This window comes from Polaromonas sp. CG_9.5 (genome assembly GCF_035984465.1).
In the GTDB taxonomy this organism is placed as follows: domain Bacteria; phylum Pseudomonadota; class Gammaproteobacteria; order Burkholderiales; family Burkholderiaceae_C; genus Polaromonas.
In genome coordinates this window covers 1-20,517 of sequence record NZ_JAXCHR010000029.1, presented here as the reverse complement: position 1 = coordinate 20,517, position 20,517 = coordinate 1, and the positions used below count along the sequence as shown (strand labels likewise).

Here is a 20,517-nt window from a genome sequence, read left to right as displayed (position 1 = left end):
TCTGGCTTTTCGAAAAATTCAAACCGGCTGAAGTACGCGTACCCGTGCAGCCGGAAAAATGATCGAAAAGCACGACCCCTGGCCCAGCTGGCTTTTAATCTGCAGTTCAGCCCCGTGGCGCTGTGCGACATGCTTGACGATGGCCAGCCCCAGACCGGTGCCGCCGGTTTCGCGTGAACGGCTCCGGTCAATCCGGTAAAAACGCTCCGTCAGGCGCAGCAGGTGCTCAGGCGCAATGCCCGGGCCGGTGTCCTTGACTCGGAATTCACCATGGCCATCTGCCAGCACGATCCAGCTGACACTAATCAAACCATTTTCCGGCGTGTAACGCACGGCGTTGGTAACCAGATTGGACAGCGCACTGCGAATCTCGTTGTAACTCCCCGCAATTTCGCATAATGGGCCGGCCTCGAACACCAACTGCGGGCCCTGCGGTGCCAGCACGCTCGAAAGCGCTCTGGCTTCCTGTTCGCACTGCGCAAACAGCGTTCGGGTCGCATGCCACTCGCTGGCACCCGGCAGCGGACTACCCTCCAGCCGCGACAACGTCAGCAAGTCCTCAACCAGCGTCTGCATGCGCTGCGACTGAAGCGCCATCAAGGCCAGGTAGCGGTCGCGATCGGCTTTTTTCAACGGCAGCGTCTGCAGCGTTTCGATGAAGCCCGACACCACCGTCAACGGCGTACGGATTTCATGCGACACGTTGGCCACAAAATCCCGGCGCATGGCTTCTGCTTGTTCCAGGGCGGTGATGTCGCGCGACAGCAGCAGTTTTCTGTCTTTGCCGTAGCGATGCACATGCACCGACAATTTAATCGGCCGCGCTGAAGTGCTGAAGTTGCCCGCAATCACCACGTCATGTGAAAAATTGGCGGCAGCCATGTAGTCGCTGAAGGCCGGCTCACGCACCAGATTGGCAATGTGCTGCAGCAAGTCGCGCTGCGCATCAAAACCAAAATGCTGCGCCGCCGTCTGATTGCACCATTCAATGCGCCCGACGCCATCGAGCAGCACGACGCCATTGGGCGACGCCTGCAGCGCGGCCAGAAATTCATCAAGACGCGCCTGGCTGTCCTTGTATTGCTGATGCCGGTTTTTCAGCAAGCGACGCACGCGATCAGCCACCTCGCCCCACACCCCTGGCAGACGCGGCGGTGCGCCCGACATCAACACAGGCGTTTCGTTGCTTTGTTCAGACCGCAGCCAGTTGAGAAGCCGCCGGGCATAAAAACTGCCGATGAGCTGCCAGAGCGCAGCGCCCAGCAAAAAGCCCCATGCCACCCCTTCCCTGCCGGCAACTGACCAGCCCGCTGCGCCGCAGACGACGAAACACACAAAAAAACCCAGCCAGCGACGGATCATGCCCTCACGGCTGCGCTGATAGCCGGAATTTGTGCCTTGACGCCAGTCAGCCGGTAACCCGTTCCGCGTACGGTTTCCACCATGGCGCAAGCCGGACCCAGGGCTTCCCGCAGGCGCTTGACATGCACATCCACCGTGCGCTCTTCAATGAACACATGGTCACCCCACACCTTGTCGAGCAGCGTGCTGCGGCTGTGGACACGCTCGGCATGCTTCATCAGGTAGTTCAGCAGCTTGAACTCGGTCGGTCCCAATTTCAGCTCCTGGCCCTGGTAGGCAATGCGGTGCGTCGCTGCATCCAGCACCAGCGCACCCACCGCAATGCTCTCGCTCTCCGACTCGGGTGCGCGTCGGCGCAGCACGGCGCGAATACGGGCCAGCAACTCCTGCGTCGAAAAAGGCTTGGTGATGTAATCGTCGGCCCCCGCATCCAGTCCAGCTACCTTGTCCGGCTCGTCTCCGCGCGCGGTCAGCATGAGGATGGGAATGCTTTTGGTGCGCGCCTGCTTGCGCCAGTGGCGCGCCAGCGACAAGCCGCTTTGCCCGGGCAGCATCCAGTCCAGCAAGATGACATCGGGCAGCACAGCGTCCAGTTCGCGCTGGGCCGCGACGCTGTCGTAGGCCACCACGGGACAGAATCCACCATGCTTCAGGTTGACCTGAATCAGCTCTGCAATGGCGGGCTCGTCTTCAACAATCAATACACGCGGTAAATTTTTCATACGTGTATTTACCTGACAGCAGACTCAATTTGCTCCATCGGGCTGTGCCGGACGTCGGCACCCTTGACGATGTAAATGATGAACTCGGCAATGTTCTTGGCATGATCGCCCACGCGCTCAATCGCCTTGGCGATAAACAGCAAATCCAGGCTGGCCGAAATGGTGCGCGGGTCTTCCATCATGTAGGTGATGAGCTTGCGGACAAAGCCATCAAACTCGGCATCAATCTGGTCGTCTTCCTTCAGGATAGACACCGCGGCGGCAGTATCCAGCCGGGCAAAGGCGTCCAGCGCCTTGCGCAGCAAGCCCGATGCCAGGTCGGCGGCCACGCGCAGATCAGAAGACGGCAGCGTGCGCGACGCGCCGCTGTGCATGATCGACTTGACCATGCGCGCAATCTTTGCGGCCTCATCGCCCGCCCGCTCCAGATTGGCAGTCGTTTTTGAAATGGCAATCAGCAGACGCAAATCACGCGCCGTGGGCTGACGCCGCGCAATGATGGAAGACAGCTCGCGGTCAATGTCGAGTTCCATGCCATTCACGCGAAGCTCGGTTTCGATGACCTGGTTAGCGCTTTCGGCGCTGAACTGCGACAGTGCATAAATCGCCAACCGCAGCTGGGATTCCACCAGCCCGCCAAGCTCCATGACCCGCGAAGACACGCCATTGAGTTCACTGTCGAACTGGGTGGAAAGATGTTTATCAGCCATTGTTTTTCCTTACGCCTGGTCAGCCGAAACGGCCGGTAATGTAGTCTTCAGTCTCTTTGCGCTTGGGCTTGAAGAACAAGTCTTCGGTGGCGCCGAACTCCACCAGATCGCCCAGGTACATATAGGCCGTGTAATCGCTGCAGCGCGCCGCCTGCTGCATGTTGTGCGTCACGATGACGACGGTGTAGTCGTTTTTCAGCTCGGCAATCAGCTCCTCGATCTTGGCGGTAGAAATCGGGTCCAGTGCAGAGCACGGCTCGTCGAGCAGCAGAACTTCCGGCTTGATGGCAATGCCACGTGCAATGCACAGGCGCTGCTGCTGGCCACCGGACAGGCTGGAGCCGCTCTGGTTGAGTTTGTCCTTGACTTCTGTCCACAGCGCGGCCTTGCGCAAAGCCCATTCCACCCGTTCATCCATGTCCGAGTTGCTGAGACTGTCGAACAGCTTCACACCAAAAGCAATATTGTCATAAATCGACATCGGGAACGGCGTGGGCTTCTGGAACACCATGCCGACCTTGGCGCGAATCAACGCCACATCTTCTTTGGAAGTCAGCAGGTTGGAGCCGTCAAACATGACTTCGCCAACGGCGCGCTGCTCCGGATAAAGCTCATACATCCGGTTAAAAATACGCAGCAGCGTCGATTTACCGCAGCCCGACGGGCCGATAAACGCGGTGACCTTGTTCTCGGGGATTTCCAGATTGATGTTTTTAAGGGCATGAAATTTACCGTAATAAAAATTCAGGTTCTTGACCGAAATTTTGGATTTTTCGAGGGTTGCGGCAGAGGTATTCATCATTGACTTTGTCTTGTAGAAAAGCGGGCTGATCAGCCGCAGGTTCAGTCTTTTTTGCGTGTCAGCACACGCGCCAGAATATTCAGGCCCAGCACCGCCATCGTGATCACAAACACCCCGGCCCAGGCCAATTTCTGCCAGTTCTCATAGGGACTCATTGCAAACTTGAAAATAGTCACCGGCAAGCTGGCGATCGGCTGGCTCAGGTTGGAAGTCCAGAACTGATTGCTCAAGGCCGTGAACAACAACGGGGCGGTTTCACCGGCAATGCGCGCCACGGCCAGCAAGATACCGGTCACCACGCCAGCACGGGCCGCCCGTAGCGTGATGCTGGTGATGACCTTCCACTTGGGCGCGCCCAGCGCATAAGCCGCCTCACGCAGACCCGGCGGAACCAGCTGCAGCATGTTTTCAGTGGTGCGAATCACGACCGGAATCACGATCAGCGCCAGCGCCATGACGCCGGCCCAGCCTGAAAACGAATGAAAACGGGACACCACCACGGCATAAACAAACAGGCCAATCACGATGGAGGGCGCAGACAGCAAGATGTCGTTGACAAACCGCGTGACCGAAGCCAGTGTGCCTTTGGTGTTGTACTCGGCCAGATAAATGCCCGCCATGATGCCAATCGGTGTGCCGACAAAGGTTGACAGCGTCACCATCAGGAACGAGCCATAAATCGCATTGGCAATGCCGCCCTCCTCGTTTGGCGCAGGCGTCATTTCAGTGAACGTCGCCAGCGAGATGCCACCGATGCCCAGCCGGATGGTTTCCCACAAGATCCAGAACAGCCAGAACAGGCCGAACCCCATCGCCGCCAGCGACAGTACCAGCGCAACCTGATTGACGCGCTTGCGCCGGGCAAATTTGGCACGGCGCGCGCCTTGCATCACGGCGTTCATGTCTTGGCTCCTTCATTCTTCTGCAGCTGCGACAACAGCAATTTCGACAGCGAGAGCACCACAAAAGTAATGAAAAACAGCACCAGCCCCAGGTAAATCAGCGATGCCTGATGCAACCCGTCAGCCGCCTCGGCAAACTCGTTGGCCAATGCAGAAGTGATGCTGTTGGCCGCCTGAAAGAGGCTCAGCGAATCGAGCTGGTTGAAGTTGCCAATGACGAAGGTCACTGCCATGGTTTCCCCCAGTGCGCGCCCCAGCCCCAGCATGATGCCGCCCATGACACCGGCCTTGGTGTAAGGCAGCACGACTTTGTAAACAACTTCCCAAGTGGTGGCGCCCAGTCCATAAGCCGATTCTTTCAACAGTACCGGCGTCACCTCAAACACGTCCCGCATCACCGAAGCAATGAAGGGAATGATCATGATGGCCAAAATGATGCCAGCCGACAAAATACCGATGCCCACCGGCGGCCCTGAAAACAGCGCGCCCAGATACGGAACGCCGCTGAACATGGCTTGCAGCGGCTGCTGAACATAGGTGGCCAGAATCGGGCCGAATACCAGCAGGCCCCACATGCCATAAACGATGGACGGTATGGCGGCCAGCAGTTCAATGGCGGTTCCGAGCGGCCGCTTGAGCCAGGCCGGCGACAGCTCGGTCAAAAACAGCGCAATGCCAAAACTCACCGGCACCGCAATCAGCAGCGCGATGAAAGACGTGGCCAGCGTGCCGTAAATCATCACCAGCCCGCCGTACTCGTTCTTGACCGGATCCCAGACGCTGCTGGTCAAAAAACCCAGCCCATATTTGCTGATCGCCGGCCAGGCGCCGATGACCAGCGACACCATGATGGCAATCAGCAGGCCCAGCGTCAGCAAAGCCGCCGCGAGGGCAGCTGCGCCGAAGATCCGGTCTGGCAGCGAACTGCGCTTCACGGGGTTTACAGGAGGAGGATTGGTCATGGCACGTCCGGTCGCTTTTGCCGGAAACTCAAAAGCGGCCCGGCTCGCCGCAAGTGTAGAGGACACGAAATAAACCCCTGTGGTTTGAAGCTGAAGGACAAAACCGGTTGCGTAACGGGTTAATTGAAGGCGACGGCTTTACCCGACGAATCCTTGATCTCGCCCCATGACTTTTCGATAATCAGCTTCACGTTCGCAGGCATCGGCACATAGTCCAGCGCGGCAGCGGTCTGGTCTCCATTCTTGTAGGCCCACTGGAAAAACTTCAGCGAAGAAGCCGCCTGCGCCGGTTTGTCCTGCACTTTTTGCATCAGGATAAAGGTGGCGCCGGTCAATGGCCATGCGCCCTTGCCAGGCTGCTCGGTCAGGATTTGGTAGAAGCTCTTGGACCACTCGGCACCCGCCGCTGCGGCCTTGAAAGACGTGTCATCCGGCGATACAAAATTGCCGTCGGCATTTTTCATCTGCGCAAAAGCCATTTTGTTTTGCTTGACGTAGGCATATTCAACATAGCCAATCGAGTTCGGCAGGCGGCCCACAAAAGCGGCTACGCCTTCATTGCCCTTGCCACCGGCGCCGACGGGCCAGTTCACCGCTGTGCCCTCGCCCACTTTGGCTTTCCACTCGGCGTTGGCCTTGCTCAGGTAATTGGTGAAGATAAAGCTGGTGCCCGAACCATCGGCGCGGCGCACGGGCGCAATGGCGGCGTCTGGCAAGGCCAGCGTCGGGTTCAGCGCCTTGATGGCGGGGTCGGTCCACTTGGTCACCTTACCCAGGTAAATGTCACCCAGAACCTGTCCCGTCAGCTTCAGCTGGCCGGGCGCAATCCCCTTGATATTGACCACCGGCACCACGCCGCCAATGACGGTAGGGAACTGCATCAGTCCTTTCTTGGCCAGTTCTTCGTCCTTCAATGGTGCATCGGACGCGCCGAAGTCCACGGTCTTGGCTTCAATCTGGCGAATGCCGGCACCCGAACCAACCGACTGGTAGTTGATCTTGATGCTGGTGGCTTTGTTGTAGTCGGCAGCCCACTTGGAGTAAAGCGGTGCGGGAAAACTGGCGCCGGCGCCTGTCACATCCTGTGCAGCCGACAGTGCAGCAAACGACATCAGGGCGGCGCCCATCGTGATGGTCATGGAAGCTTTAAACGTTGATTTCATCAGAGACACCTTTGCGATTGGTTGGAAAGATGGTGCAACTGTAGAAGTCTTGTGTGACAACGCTGTGACACAAACACCTGATGGACGCACGCGCGCCTCGGTGTACAGGCGTCACAAAACCGTCAAATTTCTGTCACGAACCGGTCACGAAGCCCTCCTACGCTTGCGGCTGTCTCAGTGACTGACCCACCCAGCTCCTCAGGAAAATTTATATGCTCAAGCGTCATTTTGTATTTGCGATTACCGCCATTGCCGTCCTGGCGGGCTGTGCCACGCCTTCAAAGCCCCTCACACTGGCCGACACCCTTGCCGCCCGGCCCCAGCTCTCGACCCTGAACGGGCTGATCGTGCAAGCCGGACTGACCGACACACTGAAAGGCGCTGGCCCTTTCACGCTATTTGCCCCGACCAATGAAGCCTTCGCCAAAGTACCGGCCAAAACCCTGGACGCACTGGCCAAAGACCCGGCCCAACTCAAGGCGGTGCTGACGTACCACCTGATTGCCGGCAAGCTTATGACGGCTGATGTCAAAAACAGCAACCTCCCCACCGTTCAGGGCACCAACGTCGCACTTTCGCGGGCGGGCGACTTCGTGACCGTGGAAGAAGCGCTGGTGCTGACGCCGGATATTGCAGCCAGCAATGGCGTTATGCATATGGTTGACAGCGTGCTTTTGCCGCCCGCCAAACGCTGAAAACCCACGCCAGGCTTTTTTGGCAACCTGGCTTCAGGTTTTATGCCAAACAAGGCGCTTGCGCAATACACACGTGCGCAAGCAGCTATTTATTTAATAGCAATCTACTTTTTTCTTTTACCTGAAATATCCACCATGCTCTTGCCACCCTCCCTCACGAGTCGTCGCCAGTGGCTCCAGCATGTCAGCGTGCTGGCAGCAGGCGCGGCCGCACCCGTTTGGGCGCAGCCGGCCAAACCAGCGACGGCATCGCGCGGCCTGATGGTTGCGCAGCTGGTTGATTTCTCCAGTGAACAACAGGATGTGTCCAAGGATTTCCTGATCGGCTCGCGCGCTGCATGGCAAGACATCAATGCCCACGGCGGCATTCGTGGCCGGCGCGTGGAGCACCTTGCGATAGAAACTGACGGCACGCCTGCCAGTGTGCGCAACGCACTGGCCAGCCTGAAAAAAGACCCTGCCTGCGTGGTGCTGTCGGGCACCGTCGGCGACCTGCTCGCCAGTCAGGTCACTGCCATTTCGCGTCAAGGTGAGCTGAACATCGCCCATGCAGCGCCCTGGCTGCAAAACTCAAGTCTTGAGGTGGACGACAACACCTTTCCGATTTTTGCGGGACGCCAGGAACAGCTTGCCCATGCGCTCAAAAATCTGTCGGTCATGGGCATGAAAGAGCTTGGCGCCGTTTATGCCAACGCGCGCGAATACGCAGCGCTGCATGGCGAAGTCGAACGCATCGCCGCCGGCATGCAGCTCAGGCTGCAGTCCTTTCAAGGCACCGGCGACACGCGCCTGCTAGGCCAGAAGCTCACAGCCAGCACACCCGCCGTGTTGCTGTTCCTGGGCGGCACGCCCGAGCTGGCCCAGTTCACGCAGGGCCTGGAAAAGCAGGCCCGCCAGCGCTACATTTTGGCCCTGTCCGATGTGAATCTGCAAACCCTCCTGCAAATGGGCGCGGCCCGCAACACGCCCATCATTGCCACGCAGCCGGTTCCAATGGTCAATGCCAGCTTGCCGGTGGCGCGAAAGTACCGCGAGACGCTCGCTCGACTGTTCGACGAGCCGCCAAATTCCCTCAGTCTGGCCGGTTATATTGCCGCCCGCTATACGTTTGAAGTGCTCAATGAGATCGAAGGCCCGCTGACACGCCAAAGCGCCCTGGCCAGCTTCCAGCGGCGCGCCAGCCCGGACATCGGAGGCTTTCGCGTCAACTTTAAGGGCCAGCGCAGAAGCGGCAGTTACGTCACGCAGAGCATGATGACGCAAGAAGGCCGCTTGATTGGCTGACCTGTTGCCGGCTGCGCACGGATGCTATGCTGAGCGCCGAACGGGAAACTCAGACATGCAAAACGGAACACTGATTGCCGCTGTGGACTTGGGGTCCAACAGCTTTCGCCTTGAAATTGGCCGTTTTGACCACGGCCGCATCCACCGCATCGAATACATCAAGGAAACCGTGCGCCAGGGCAGCGGACTGGACGAAGACCGCAACCTGTCGCCGCAAGCCATGCAGCGCGGATGGGACTGCCTGGCGCGCTTTGGCGAACGCCTGGCAGGGTTTGGCAAAACGCAAGTCCGGGCCGTCGCCACCCAAACGCTGCGCGAAGCCGTCAACCGCGAAGAATTTCTCAAGCGCGGCCAGAAAACACTGGGTTTCCCCATCGACGTGATTGCCGGCCGCGAAGAAGCCCGACTGATCTACCAGGGTGTCGCGCATTTGCTGTCGCAGTCAGACCAGCGCCGCCTGGTGGTTGATATCGGCGGGCGCTCGACCGAAATCATTCTGGGACAGGGTCTGGAGGCGCGTACGCTGGAGTCGTACCAGGTGGGCAGCGTGGCCTGGTCTATGCGCTACTTCCCTGAAGGGCAATTCACTGCACGTGCTTTTGAGCAGGCTGAAATCGCCGCCAAGGCGGTGCTCGAAGAAACCGTCAACACCTATCATTCGGGCGCCTGGGACACGGCCTATGGCTCGTCGGGAACCATCAACGCGGTCTGCGAAGTGCTCACCGCCGCAGGCTGGCCGCCCGGTGTCGTCACCCGCGCCGGCCTGAACTGGCTGCTGGATCGGCTGATCAAGGCACAAAGCGCCGAACGGCTCAAGCTTGAAGGCATGAAAGAAGACCGCCGGCCCGTGATTGGCGGCGGCATCAGCGTGCTCAGGGCGGTGTTTGACCTGCTGGACATTGACCAGATGGAAGCCGCGCAAGGCGCGCTGCGCCATGGCGTGCTGTATGACCTGGTGGACAGGGATGAGGGGTTGACCGACCTCCGCACCACCAGCGTGCAGCGACTGGCGCATAACTTCAACACCGACAGCGTGCAGGCCAAACGCCTGAGCAAAGTGGCGCAGCATCTGTTTGCAATGGCCGCCTGTGAACTGCCGCTGGCCGAATTGACCAGCATGCAGTGCCAGCTGGCCTGGGCGGCGCAGCTTCATGAAGTCGGTAGCCAGATTTCACACAACTACTACCACCGGCACGGCGCCTACATTCTGGACAACGCCGACGCACCGGGTTTTACCGTCGATGAAATGCACCGGCTGAGCTTGCTGGTGCTCGGTCACCGTGGCAAGCTGCGCAAGCTGGAGGCTGATTTTGAAGACCGGTTGTTTGTCCAGCAACTGCTCTGTCTGCGCCTGGCAGTGATCTTGTGCCATGCCCGGCGCGACCCCGACCTCAAGGGTCTGCAGCTCAAATGGGACAGCGCGCCGGGTCGGCGTTTTCTCTTGAACTGCCGCGCTGGCTGGGCAGACGCCTTTCCCCAGTCGGCTTATCTGCTGCAGGAAGAAGTGCTGGCCTGGCAAAAAACACCCTGGTCACTGGTGATTGCCGGCTTGTAGAGGCCTGGTTTGGCCATCCCGCATTTTTTTGCGGCCGAAAGTGCATGCGATTCAGTTTGCAAGCCTGTTTTTAGCAGAAACGGGCTGTGGCGCACGTTTTGCTTGCGTTACCAGCTATAAATTAAATAGCAACTACCCCGGTATTTGCTGCCTGCGCTGAATTTCAGCAGAGGGGATGGCATTTTGAAAACCTGTACAGAGTTTCCACCCTGCCCGCCCTTCTCACGCATGCTTGCCGAACAATACCAGCGCCCCCAACAGCAGCGCCATGGCAGCAACCCAGGAGCCCAATATGCGCCGGGCAATTGGCAACAGCGCTTGCAGGCGTACGCCGGGATTGAGGCTCAGGTTTTGAGACAACGCCAGCAGCCAGAAAGTGCAGACCATCACCGTCATCCCCATGCCGGTCATTTCTTGCCAGCGGGGCTGCTCCAGATCAGCCGCCGACCCCGCAGCCAACCCGGCCAGCAGCGCCAGCAACATCGAAAACGCGACCGGAGGACGCCAGCCAGCGACTGCCACCAAGCCGATGACCACCACGGCAGCGGGAGCCACTATGGCCGGAATTTGTCCTGAGAAAAAAACAGCCAGTACAGCGGCGGCTGCAGCCAGCCCCGCAGCGAGCACCGACAACGGCTCGCGGATACCAAAAAGCACCAAGGCCAGACCAATCAGCGCAGCCAGCGACAACGGCGAGGTGAAAAGGTGTGCGCTTGCAGTCCAGATCGACGTATCCGCGCCAAAGTTTCCGTGCGCCCAGGCACTGGCACTGCTTGAGAGCGACATGACCGCCAACAAGGCGGTCATGAACGGCTTAGGCAACACCGGGCATGCCTGCCAGAATCCACACGCCTGCCGCAGCAATCATGCCCCCGCCCGCACGCAAGGCTTGCGCACCACGCGGCAGCGCCTTGACTAACCCGATGGCAATGCCTGCCAGATGCAATAGACCGGTCGAAATAACAAAACCAGCAGCAAATGCAGCCGGCGATGCCGTTTCCGGCAATTCCACACCGTGCGCGTAGCCGTGAAATATGCCGAATACCGCCACGATCCCCACGGCAATCGCCACAGGAGCGCGCCAGGCAGCCGCAATAGAAAGACCCAACACAACGACGGAAGTGGCAATACCGATTTCAACGTAAGGCAGCGGCACTTGCGCAATGCCCATTACGCCGCCAACCACCATCAGCATAGGAAACGCCACGGGAAGCGCCCACACCAAGGGTTTGCCCAAAGTAGCGCCCCAAATACCCACCGCGACCATGGCCAGTAAGTGGTCAAGACCCGACAACGGATGCATGAAGCCCGACATGAATCCCCCCACCAATCCATCGCCCGAATGCGCATTGGCTGCCGCCGCAAAGCACAGCAGCAAAAGACCCACAGCATGCTGTTTTTGCAGACCCTGGCGCTGGGAGACGCGCATGTCGGTCGATTTTTTAATCATGAGGGTTGTTCCTGAAGTGAAGTGATGAAAGTATGCCTGCAATGGCGCGCGCAATGGGAGCCATTTGCGCGCAGGCAGCTATGCACAATACGCAGTCACGGGCCAGCCAGATTCAGATAAAAAACCTGGCTTCACCGTGCAATATTTATTCGGTAAATACTGCTTTTGAATCCCTTGCAAGGCAACTGCCAAAGTTTTTGGAACACCGGGATTTGCTGAACCACAGTTTGCAGAGTTCACAAACCGCGCAACGCATTGACCGCAGGCATCGGCCTTTGCTGCTTCACACCGTTTATAAAGACGGTTGATCCGTTTGCGTTACACGGGCTGCCTGCGCCGCCTGCGCAGAGCGGGATTTGGGAGGATTTTTGCCGGCTGGCCACCCTTCCCGTTGCTGGGTTCGGTCACCATCAATTTCTTCGGTCTGGTCGTGCAGCAACACCACCGACGTCGGAAATGGCAAATCAACGCCATGTTGCCTGGCAGCCTTGGCGACGGCCAGAATGACACGCCCTTTTATATGCACCTGGTCCTGGCGCGAAGAGCCGCTCCACCACCGGACTTTGAGATCGACTGTGGAATCGTTCAGCCCCCAGGGAATCACTTCAGCTGATGGATGCGCCGACACACCTTCAACAGCCATGACGGCCTGGCGAAAAAATTCCACAGCCTCTTCCGGGTTGTCACCGTAGCCAATGCCCACCATCAACTCATTACGGTGCTGTACGTAAGCGGTGTTGACCACGACAGGCGAGGTATAGACATCGCTGTTGGGAATGATCACACGCAGACCGTCGTAAGTTTTGAGCAGCGTTGCGCGGCTTTCGATCTGTTCCACAATGCCTTCAAATCCTTTGACAACGATCTCGTCGCCCCGCTTGTACGGCCGCCTGATCAGCAACAACAATCCGGCCAGCAGGTTTTGCAAAATGTCCTTGAATGCAAATCCAATCGCCACTGAACCGATGCCCAGCGTTGCAAAGATATCGCCCGGATGCACCGTCGGAAAAACGATGGCAGCCGCAACCAAAATGGCCATGATGAACAATGCAACGCGTGCCAGAGAACCCAGCAACGCGCCCAGGTCGGGACGCTTGCGCGCAATGCTGATCCGGTTCACCAATCCCGCCAACGCCTTGCTGGCATACCAGACGGCAACAAGCAGCAAGATGGCGGCAAGGATATTAGGCAATTGCAAAAAGAAAGCCTGGCCTGCATTCAGGAATTTCTCGCGCATAAGTTGCAAAGGAGCAAACATTAATCACCTATTTGTGTTGAGTGCTTCGGGCCAAAGGTCAGGAAGCAGCCAAAAGTATCTGCAAGGCAACAGAATTTACAAGTAGGCGCAGCACTCCAGGAAATGACAGGCGACACCGCCAGAATTTCTGTATCTGAAGATTCCGGTTTGGTGACAGTTTGAAAAATTTGCGCCTGCGAGAAGCTACGCAAGAGACTACTGTGCTGGCAAGACGAACTGCCAAGCCTAGCGGTGGCTTCAAGCTTTGCCAGGACGGTTATGGCGTCTGCGGAAGTGTCAGGTCATGCGTTTTGTGAAGAGATACCGCACATCATATTTTTATATCAAATCAAGTGGCAGCGCAGTCAGCACCTGCATAGATTGCTATGCTTTTAAAGAAAAAATGCCATTCATCTGAAACGACGATAGTGCTTTGAGTGGCGTGTACATAACCACGCTCGAACAGGCTGCGGCCTGTCCGGCAGATGCCTTCGCGTGCTTGGGTTTCATTCAGGCGAGTTTTGCAAAGGCTTGCGTGAAAAAGTCGTCGGAACCAAAATTCCCTGACTTCAGTGTCAGGTGCAGGCCCTCGTCGCCTGCCGCAGCGCAGGCCGCGTGACACCAGGGCACACCGGGGTCAATCTGGCCGCCAATTTTCATTTGTGTGATGTCGAGCGCCTGCACGCACGCGCCGGAGGTTTCACCGCCCGCCACGACCAGCTGGCGCACGCCGCGCTCGACCAGCCCCTTGGCGACGGCGGCGATGGTGCGCTCCAGCATGGCCCCCGCTTCCTCGACACCCAGCTGGCCCTGCACTGACTTGACGAGGCTGGCGTCAGCGGTCGAATACACCAGCACCGGCCCGTCAGCCAGCAGCGGTTCGGCCCAGGCCAAGGCCTCGCCCACGACATCGAAACCGGCGGCCACGCGCAGCGCATCCACCGCCAGCGTGGGCCGTCCGGTCTTGGCAAAAGCCGCGACCTGGCGATTGGTCGCCAGCGAGCAGCTGCCCGACACCACGGCTTGCAGCCCACGGGCGGGCGGCAGTTCGCTGGCATGCGAAGACGGTTTGAGGCCAAAGTTGGCCGGCAAGCCAATGGCTACGCCGGAGCCGCCCGTGACCAGTGGCAAGTCCTTGAGCGCCGCGCCCAGGCGCAGCAAATCGTCATTGGAAATGGCGTCAACGATGGCAATGCCCACGCCTTCAGCGCGCAGTTGCGCGATGCGCGTGCGCACAGCATCGGCCCCTTGGGCGACCACTTTGTAGTCGATCAGGCCAACCTTGGCGCGCGCCACTTGCGCTTGCAGCACCCGCACCAGATTAGGGTCGGTCATGGGGGTCAGCGGGTGGTTTTGCATGCCGCTTTCATTGAGAAGCACCTCTCCGACAAACAGGTTGCCCTTGAACACCGTGCGGTGGTTGTCGGGAAACGCGGGCGTTGCCATGGTGAAGTCTGTGTTCAGCGCATCCATGAGCGCTTCAGTCACCGGGCCAATGTTGCCCTTGGCGGTGCTGTCGAAGGTCGAGCAGTACTTGAAGTAGATTTGCTGTGCACCTTGTGCCTGCAACCAGCGCAGCGCGGCCAAGGACTGGCTCACCGCGTCAGCCGCTGGCAGGGTGCGCGACTTCAAGGCCACCACCACCGCATCGACGTCGGTGGCCAGCGGCCCTTCTGGCACGCCAATGGTTTGCAATACCCGCATGCCGGCGCGCACCAGGTTGTTGGCCAGGTCGGTGGCACCGGTGAAGTCGTCTGCTATGCAGCCTAGATAGAGGGGGTTCATAGGGGGTTTGTCTTTCAAAATACTGGGTGAAATTGCCAGGCGCTTAACCAGACAGCACATCTGGCCCAAAAGGGTTTGTCTGGTGCAGGCGACTGACTAACAAACGGCATGTGCAGGGCATTGCAACCGGGCGGATGCGCAACCTTCGAGCCCCACGCCGCCAAATTCATAAAACCTGAGCCAAAAATGCCCGGATATGCTGCGCGCACCATTGCGGATGCTGAAAAGGCAGTAAATGCCCTGCGTTGTCCAAGGTGACGTGCTCTGCTGGCGCGCCCTTGACGCATGCCACTATTTCGTCACCGCACACGGGCGGACTGAGGGGGTCGTTTTGGGCAGAAAGCGCCAGCACCGGCACAGTCAACGCCACGCTGTTGGCCAGCAGCCCTGGGCGCTGGGCTACATAGCGGTGCTGCAGGCGAAACCGCGCATTGCCCACCCGCTGCGCTTGCGCCACCAGGCTATCGACAAGGGGGTCTTGTGCATCCAGCCCGTATACCGGCGCAAGCTGCTGGCGCACCAACTCGGCCATGCCGCCGTGGGCCAAGGTGTCTTGTTGACGGGCGCGGGTTTGGGGGCCGAGCGGGCCATCCGGGCGCACGTTGGAGGCCAACACCATCAGCGCCCTGCAGCGTTGCGGGTAACGTGCTGCCAGGTGCAGGGCGGCAATTCCGCCAAGCGAATGACCGAGCCATATGGCAGGCCGGGCGTCGAGCGCCTCAAGCCGTTCCAGCTCGGCATCAAAGTCTTCGTTTTCGCCCAGAACTTCAACCCGAAACGGATGGCCCAGTGCGGCAGCCAACGGCGCCAGACTGGCAGCGTCCATCAGCGTTCCCGGTAGCGCAATAACGGGTGGAAAGTCAGTGCTGTTCATTTTTTTTCAATGCAACAAACGCCTGCATCAGGCGTTGATCTTTAGATAGAAATCAATAACGGTCAAAATAATCTTGCAGGCGAGTACGGTCGTTCGTCAGGGTCAAGGCCAGACTCAGCAATATCCGTGCTTTTTGGGGATTCAGTGAGTTGGACGCGACGGTGTTGAATTCGATGTCGTTGCCCTTGATGGACACCGTCCCCGAAGCCACCCGTGTAGACCGGACAAAGGCAACGCCCCTGGCCTGCGCCAGCAAGGCTCCTTTTTTGGCCGCTTCTGACAAGGTTCCATTGCCGGTTGCGGCAAAAATAATGCCTTTTGCGCCGGCTGAAATGGCGGCCTCAAAGAGCGCAGACCCCGCCCCTTGAAAGCCGTAGAGGATGTCAACGTCGGGCAATGCGTCCAGCAATGACACGTCAAAATCGCAATGCACCGTGTGTGCACGCAATGGGGCGGCATGAAAATCAACCTTGCCGTCAATCACCGATCCGATCACGCCGTATTCCTGCCCCGTAAAGGCGTCAGTCCCCATCGTGTGGGTTTTGACCATGTGCCGAGCGCTTCCGACACGGCCATTCAGCACCATCAACACGCCCATGCCGTGGGATGTTGAAGAAGCCGCCACCGCCACGGCATCCAGTAGATTCAGCGGCCCATCGGCACTGAGGGCGGTTGACGGCCGCATGGCCCCCACCAGCACCACCGGCTTGGTGCTCTTGATCACCAGATTCAGGAAATAGGCGGTTTCTTCGATGGTGTCTGTCCCATGGGTAATCACCACGCCATCGACCGAGTCGGACTGCAGCAGCGCGTTGACACGCTTTGCCAGCGTCAGCAACACGCTGTTGTTTATTTCCTGACTGGAAACATTGACAACCTGCTCTCCCGAAACGCTAGCGATGGAATGCACCTGCGGAACCGCCTGAATGACCGCCTCGACGCCGTGCGCCAAGGCATAGTCAGTGGTGTTTGCCACAGAAGCCGCCGCTGCCGCTATCGTTCCCCCCGTGCCCAGAATCACAATGGCAGGAAGGTTGTTAGCCTCAAGGGCAGGAAGAGATTCGGGAGAAATAGGCATGTTGATGACCGGGCAGACCGGCTGGTCTCTGAAATGTAAAAGCTGCTAACCGCTGTTAAACGCTGTCAGATGCCGCAGGCGCGGCAAGCGGCGCTTTCCAGCCATTGCCGCCTTTGATGATCTGCGCAATCACTGCGATCTCGTCAAAAATCCGGTATTCGCGAATAATTTTTCCGCGCCGAAGTTCGAAATGCGAAGAACCCAGAATATTCACCGGTGCGCCGTTGCTGGTGCCATACACCGGCGAGCCGCTGTAGGTGCCGCGCAGCAACCAGATCACGCCGACCCGAATACCCAGGTCTTCGGATTCATGCACGACGAGGTCGCGAATTTCCATGATGCCGTCCGGAAATGCCGCCAGCAGACTCATGATTTCCAGCTGGAAATTGGCAATTTGCATCACGCGGCGCATACGCACGGTCTGGCAGACCACGGTGTCATCGCAGTAATCAGCAACCTTGTCAAAGTTTCTTTGGTTCCAGACCTGCTCGAAGAACTCGGTGATCATCTGGCATTCAGCCAGATAGCGCTGCGGCCGGGCACCAGAAATACCGTTTTCAATCGGGTTTTTGACATGGCCTGCAAATGGCGCGGCAGTGGCAGACGTCTGGATGGCTTTGCCCAGCACCGGCGAGCGTTCTGACAGGTCGGCGGCCACCACGTACGGGTCCATGCCCAGCGCCTGCAACACCGCAAATTCGTCGCGAATCACCCATTCTTCAACCACCAGGTTGTCCTGCACCAGGCAATGCGCCATGCCGCGGTTGACCCAGTCTTTTCCTGTTGGCGGGCCGTACGTCCAGTGGCCGCTGTGGGTGGCATTGTTCAACACGCGGTGCGCGCTGATAAAGCCGTTGTTGCCGCGCGATTCCCAGATCACGTCGTCATGGCCACCGCCCCGGTTGGGGAACGCCACCATTTTTTGAATCGAGTTGCCAATGACGTTTTGCATGCCATAGGTTTCGCCATAGCAGGTATGCACTTTGACATCCGGGGCGTAGTGGTCATGGATCTGGCCCAGTCCGCGCTTGATCCAGATGCGGTCGGTCCAGCTGGTGATGTAGTCACGCGGGTCACGGTAAGGCGCGTACGCTGCGGGCAGAAGGTCGGACAGTTGTTCTTGAATAGACATGAATACCTCTTTTAGGTGGTTGAAAAAGGGACTAAAAATGCAAAGGCAATTGAAATTTCCGGGCTGCTGACAGGCAGTGATGGCGCAAGACTTCAAGCACCCCCAACAATGCGATGGTCTGGCTTGGCCAGCGCGGCAGCATCAGGTTGGACAACTTTGGAAGTTGACCAAATCCAGTATTCATTGCTACTAAATTAATAGCTTTTAGCGCACGCGCAGCATGCGCAACAGGCCTTTTCTTCTTTAAAATTCACTTGCAGATCAAAATAATTGCGGAAAAAGGCCCCATTAAAAGTTAGGCGTGGCCGCAGCGAACAGCAGCTTGAGCGCATCGGCTTTGGGCATGACGCCGGACTCTTCCAGAATGTCCACCAGCGGGCGCTCTTCGGCCACGGACTGGCGCACCAGCGCGCTGATTTTCTGGTAGCCCAGAATAGGCACCAGCGCGGTGGCCACAGCCATCGATTTCATCAAGTTGCGCTCGTTCGCCTGCACATTGGCCACGATGCCCGAGACACATTTTTCCCTGAACAGGCGTGCGCCATTGGTCAGCAATTGAATGGACTCAAAAATCCGGTCGGCCACCACGGGCTCGAAATGGTTAATTTCCAACTGCCCGTTTTGCACCGCCTGCGCAATGCAGACATCGTTTCCGACGACCGCAAAGCTCATTTGCACCATCGACATGGGCACCACCGGATTGATCTTGCCCGGCATGATGGAAGAACCCGCCTGCACTGCCGGCAGCGTGATCTCGCCAATGCCGCCTACGGGGCCAGACGACAGCAAAATCAGGTCGGATGCGGTTTTGGCAAGTGCCGTTGCGCAGGTTCTCAGTTCCGCCGACACCCTTGAAAACGTGTCCATGTTCTGCATGGCATCAAAAGAGTTTTCAGGCGCGCTGAACGCCACACCAGTCAATTGGCCAAGATGCTCGAATACCGCTTTGCGGTAGCCCTGCGGCGCGCCAAAGCCAGTGCCAATAGCGGTTCCACCGAGTGGCAGCACCAGCAGCATGTCGCGCACGGTTTGCACGGCCAGCACAAGCCGGTCTGCCAGCGCTGCATAGCCACCAAAGACCTGACCTAGCATCATGGGTTGCGCGTCTTGCAGGCAGGTGCGCCCCAAATGCAAAACATTCATCGTCTCGACCGATTTGCTGCGGTAGCAATCGGCCAGCAGCCTGAGCTGATCAATCAGTGGCCCCAGCAGGGCATGCGTGGCAATTTTCATCGCAGCCGGGTACACATCGTTGGTGGACTGGGAACGGTTGACCTGGTCGTTGGGATGCACCAGGTCGTAATGTCCTGGCGCGCCGCCCAATAGTTGCTGGGCCCGGTTGGCAACGACTTCATTGAAGTTCATGTTGCTGGAAGTGCCGCCAGAGCCCTCCAGCATGTCCACCACCAGCGAGGACGCATGCTGGCCTTCTACAATTTCACTGCAAGCCTGTGCAATGGCAGATTTTTGGGTTTCGGTGATCACCTTCACGTCAAAATTGGCCAATGCTGCAGCCCATTTGCACTGCGCGAAAGCGGTGCTGAAATACGGGTTGGAGCCCACGGTGCGGGGGGAGATCGTCAGGTTTTGCACGCCGCGCAGGGTGTTCACGCCGAACAGCATGTCGTTGGGGATTTGTACATCGCCCAGGTAATCACGCTCTGTACGCACCGATGGTTGCTGGTCGCTCATAAGTTTTGTCCTTGTCAATTTGGAGACTGTTCACTGCAGGAATGGATGTCTCAGGGAATGCATCGGCAGACTTGGTGGGGATGACTTCAACATCGCCATGACCGCCTTGCTGCCAGACCAAGGGGGTCAGCATTTCGTTGCCCCTGTTTGTCAGCTGCACTGCGTGTTGCCTGTGTTCACCGGCAGGTTTGCCATGTCAGGCAAATCGGTGAAATGGTCAACGGTTTGCCTTGAATTCAAGCCGCTGAAGCAGGACGTTGGGCTTTGCGAACGCCCTTGATACGCTCGGAGGCGGCAGCACGCAGCAAGGTCACGTCATTGCCAGGCGTAACCAGGTCGTAACCCAGCGCAGTACAGGCTTCTCCCATTTCCGCAGGGCCGCAGAAAATTCCGGCATATTTCCCGCGCGCATGAACCACCTTGAGAATGTGCTCAATGGCCTGCGTGATGCGGTCATCGGGCCACGCGTTGGGGCCCAACCCCATGGAAATTCCCAAATCGCTCGGGCCGACATACACGCCGTCAAGCTCCTCAACGTCCATGATCCGCTCGATTTGCTCCAGCGCATTCGGGGTCTCGATCATCGCCAGCGAAAGAATTTCGTCGTCAGCCTTGGTGAGGTAATCAGATCCGCCGTACAGCAGCCCGCGGGCCGGACCAAAACTGCGCGCTCCTCTGGGCGGGTAACGGCAACTGCGCGCGAACATAGCCGCCTGGTCCACGTTGTCAATCAGGGGACAAATAATTCCGTAGGCGCCTGCGTCAAGAAGCTTGTTGATTTCCGCAAGCGTCAACCCTGCGCAGCGTGCCAAGGGCACTGCCGGGGTGGCTGAAATGGCTTGCAACAGATGCACTGCCTGGTCAAAGCCAAACGGGGCATGTTGCAAATCCACGGTCACCGCATCGAACCCGCTGTGCCCTAGCACTTCGGCGAGGTAGCCACTGCCCATCGACACCCAGGCGTTGACGGCCGTTCGCTTTTCCTGTTGGAGCTTTTTTAAAAGATTAGGACGCATTGTAAGCGTCCGCCCAGTACCCGTATTGAAATTCAAGACTCAGTCTGGTGGAGCCACTGGTTGATTTCGGCCACGTCGAATGCGGCAGGGTCAAAC

The 20,517-nt window shown here is 58.4% G+C and carries 19 protein-coding genes and 1 pseudogene; 3 read left to right on the top strand and 17 right to left on the bottom strand.

All coding sequences use genetic code 11. From position 1 onward, the window contains the following. Positions 1-18: 18 nt before the first annotated feature. The 7 genes from phoR to pstS all read right to left on the bottom strand — a co-directional run bounded on the left by phoR (position 19) and on the right by pstS (position 6,623). Positions 19-1,362 (bottom strand): phosphate regulon sensor histidine kinase PhoR, encoded by a 1,344-nt coding sequence (phoR, locus tag RCH06_RS16175; RefSeq protein WP_327082494.1) that lies wholly within the window; start codon positions 1,360-1,362, stop codon positions 19-21. Continuing rightward, complete coding sequence (gene phoB / locus RCH06_RS16170) at positions 1,359-2,084, bottom strand: phosphate regulon transcriptional regulator PhoB (protein WP_327082493.1); 726 nt, start codon at positions 2,082-2,084, stop codon at positions 1,359-1,361. The genes phoR and phoB overlap by 4 nt, the downstream gene beginning before the upstream one ends. Positions 2,085-2,092: 8 nt before the next feature. Continuing rightward, a complete protein-coding gene (gene phoU, locus RCH06_RS16165) occupies positions 2,093-2,794 on the bottom strand; it encodes a phosphate signaling complex protein PhoU (protein ID WP_327082492.1) in 702 nt (233 codons plus the stop codon). A gap of 19 nt (positions 2,795-2,813) precedes the next feature. Further along, complete coding sequence (gene pstB, locus RCH06_RS16160) at positions 2,814-3,596, bottom strand: phosphate ABC transporter ATP-binding protein PstB (protein WP_327082491.1); 783 nt, start codon at positions 3,594-3,596, stop codon at positions 2,814-2,816. A 41-nt stretch (positions 3,597-3,637) separates the two neighbouring features. Further along, entirely contained in the window at positions 3,638-4,498 is an 861-nt protein-coding gene (pstA, locus tag RCH06_RS16155; RefSeq protein WP_327082490.1) for a phosphate ABC transporter permease PstA, read from the bottom strand. Beyond that, the gene (gene pstC / locus RCH06_RS16150) at positions 4,495-5,460 is read right to left on the bottom strand and encodes a phosphate ABC transporter permease PstC (protein ID WP_327082502.1); all 966 of its coding nucleotides are present in this window, start codon (positions 5,458-5,460) and stop codon (positions 4,495-4,497) included. The genes pstA and pstC overlap by 4 nt, the downstream gene beginning before the upstream one ends. Positions 5,461-5,579: 119 nt before the next feature. Then, positions 5,580-6,623 (bottom strand): phosphate ABC transporter substrate-binding protein PstS, encoded by a 1,044-nt coding sequence (pstS, locus tag RCH06_RS16145; protein WP_327082489.1) that lies wholly within the window; start codon positions 6,621-6,623, stop codon positions 5,580-5,582. A gap of 212 nt (positions 6,624-6,835) precedes the next feature. Here pstS and RCH06_RS16140 point away from each other — a divergent pair, with 212 nt between their 5' ends. The 3 genes from RCH06_RS16140 to ppx all read left to right on the top strand — a co-directional run bounded on the left by RCH06_RS16140 (position 6,836) and on the right by ppx (position 10,157). Further along, positions 6,836-7,318, top strand: a complete 483-nt coding sequence (locus tag RCH06_RS16140; protein WP_327082488.1) for a fasciclin domain-containing protein — start codon at positions 6,836-6,838, stop codon at positions 7,316-7,318. A 135-nt stretch (positions 7,319-7,453) separates the two neighbouring features. Beyond that, positions 7,454-8,602, top strand: a complete 1,149-nt coding sequence (locus tag RCH06_RS16135; RefSeq protein ID WP_327082487.1) for an ABC transporter substrate-binding protein — start codon at positions 7,454-7,456, stop codon at positions 8,600-8,602. A 55-nt stretch (positions 8,603-8,657) separates the two neighbouring features. Beyond that, positions 8,658-10,157, top strand: a complete 1,500-nt coding sequence (gene ppx / locus RCH06_RS16130; protein WP_327082486.1) for an exopolyphosphatase — start codon at positions 8,658-8,660, stop codon at positions 10,155-10,157. 222 nt (positions 10,158-10,379) lie between these two features. On the opposite strand, the gene RCH06_RS16125 is transcribed toward ppx, so the two are convergent. The 10 genes and pseudogenes from RCH06_RS16125 to RCH06_RS16080 form a co-directional block, all read right to left on the bottom strand. Continuing rightward, positions 10,380-10,964 carry a hypothetical protein gene (locus RCH06_RS16125; protein WP_327082485.1) on the bottom strand — a complete coding sequence of 195 codons (585 nt, stop codon included), beginning with the start codon at positions 10,962-10,964 and terminating at the stop codon, positions 10,380-10,382. A 7-nt stretch (positions 10,965-10,971) separates the two neighbouring features. Continuing rightward, entirely contained in the window at positions 10,972-11,607 is a 636-nt protein-coding gene (locus tag RCH06_RS16120; RefSeq protein WP_327082484.1) for a HupE/UreJ family protein, read from the bottom strand. 292 nt (positions 11,608-11,899) lie between these two features. Beyond that, positions 11,900-12,865 (bottom strand): mechanosensitive ion channel family protein, encoded by a 966-nt coding sequence (locus tag RCH06_RS16115; RefSeq protein WP_327082483.1) that lies wholly within the window; start codon positions 12,863-12,865, stop codon positions 11,900-11,902. 397 nt (positions 12,866-13,262) lie between these two features. Further along, positions 13,263-13,358, bottom strand: a pseudogene (locus RCH06_RS16110) (aldolase); the annotation flags it as partial. Beyond that, positions 13,355-14,629 carry a 3-oxo-tetronate kinase gene (gene otnK / locus RCH06_RS16105; RefSeq protein WP_327082482.1) on the bottom strand — a complete coding sequence of 425 codons (1,275 nt, stop codon included), beginning with the start codon at positions 14,627-14,629 and terminating at the stop codon, positions 13,355-13,357. The pseudogene RCH06_RS16110 and the gene otnK, both read right to left, overlap by 4 nt. Positions 14,630-14,795: 166 nt before the next feature. Further along, positions 14,796-15,503, bottom strand: a complete 708-nt coding sequence (locus RCH06_RS16100) for an alpha/beta fold hydrolase (RefSeq protein WP_327082481.1) — start codon at positions 15,501-15,503, stop codon at positions 14,796-14,798. A 52-nt stretch (positions 15,504-15,555) separates the two neighbouring features. Next, positions 15,556-16,581 (bottom strand): type II asparaginase, encoded by a 1,026-nt coding sequence (locus RCH06_RS16095; RefSeq protein WP_327082480.1) that lies wholly within the window; start codon positions 16,579-16,581, stop codon positions 15,556-15,558. Positions 16,582-16,636: 55 nt separating this feature from the next. Continuing rightward, complete coding sequence (locus RCH06_RS16090; protein ID WP_327082479.1) at positions 16,637-17,713, bottom strand: ester cyclase; 1,077 nt, start codon at positions 17,711-17,713, stop codon at positions 16,637-16,639. Positions 17,714-18,001: 288 nt separating this feature from the next. Further along, positions 18,002-19,405 carry an aspartate ammonia-lyase gene (locus RCH06_RS16085; RefSeq protein WP_327082478.1) on the bottom strand — a complete coding sequence of 468 codons (1,404 nt, stop codon included), beginning with the start codon at positions 19,403-19,405 and terminating at the stop codon, positions 18,002-18,004. Positions 19,406-19,641: 236 nt separating this feature from the next. Beyond that, positions 19,642-20,421 carry an HpcH/HpaI aldolase family protein gene (locus tag RCH06_RS16080; RefSeq protein WP_327082477.1) on the bottom strand — a complete coding sequence of 260 codons (780 nt, stop codon included), beginning with the start codon at positions 20,419-20,421 and terminating at the stop codon, positions 19,642-19,644. Between the last annotated feature and the right edge of the window lie 96 nt (positions 20,422-20,517).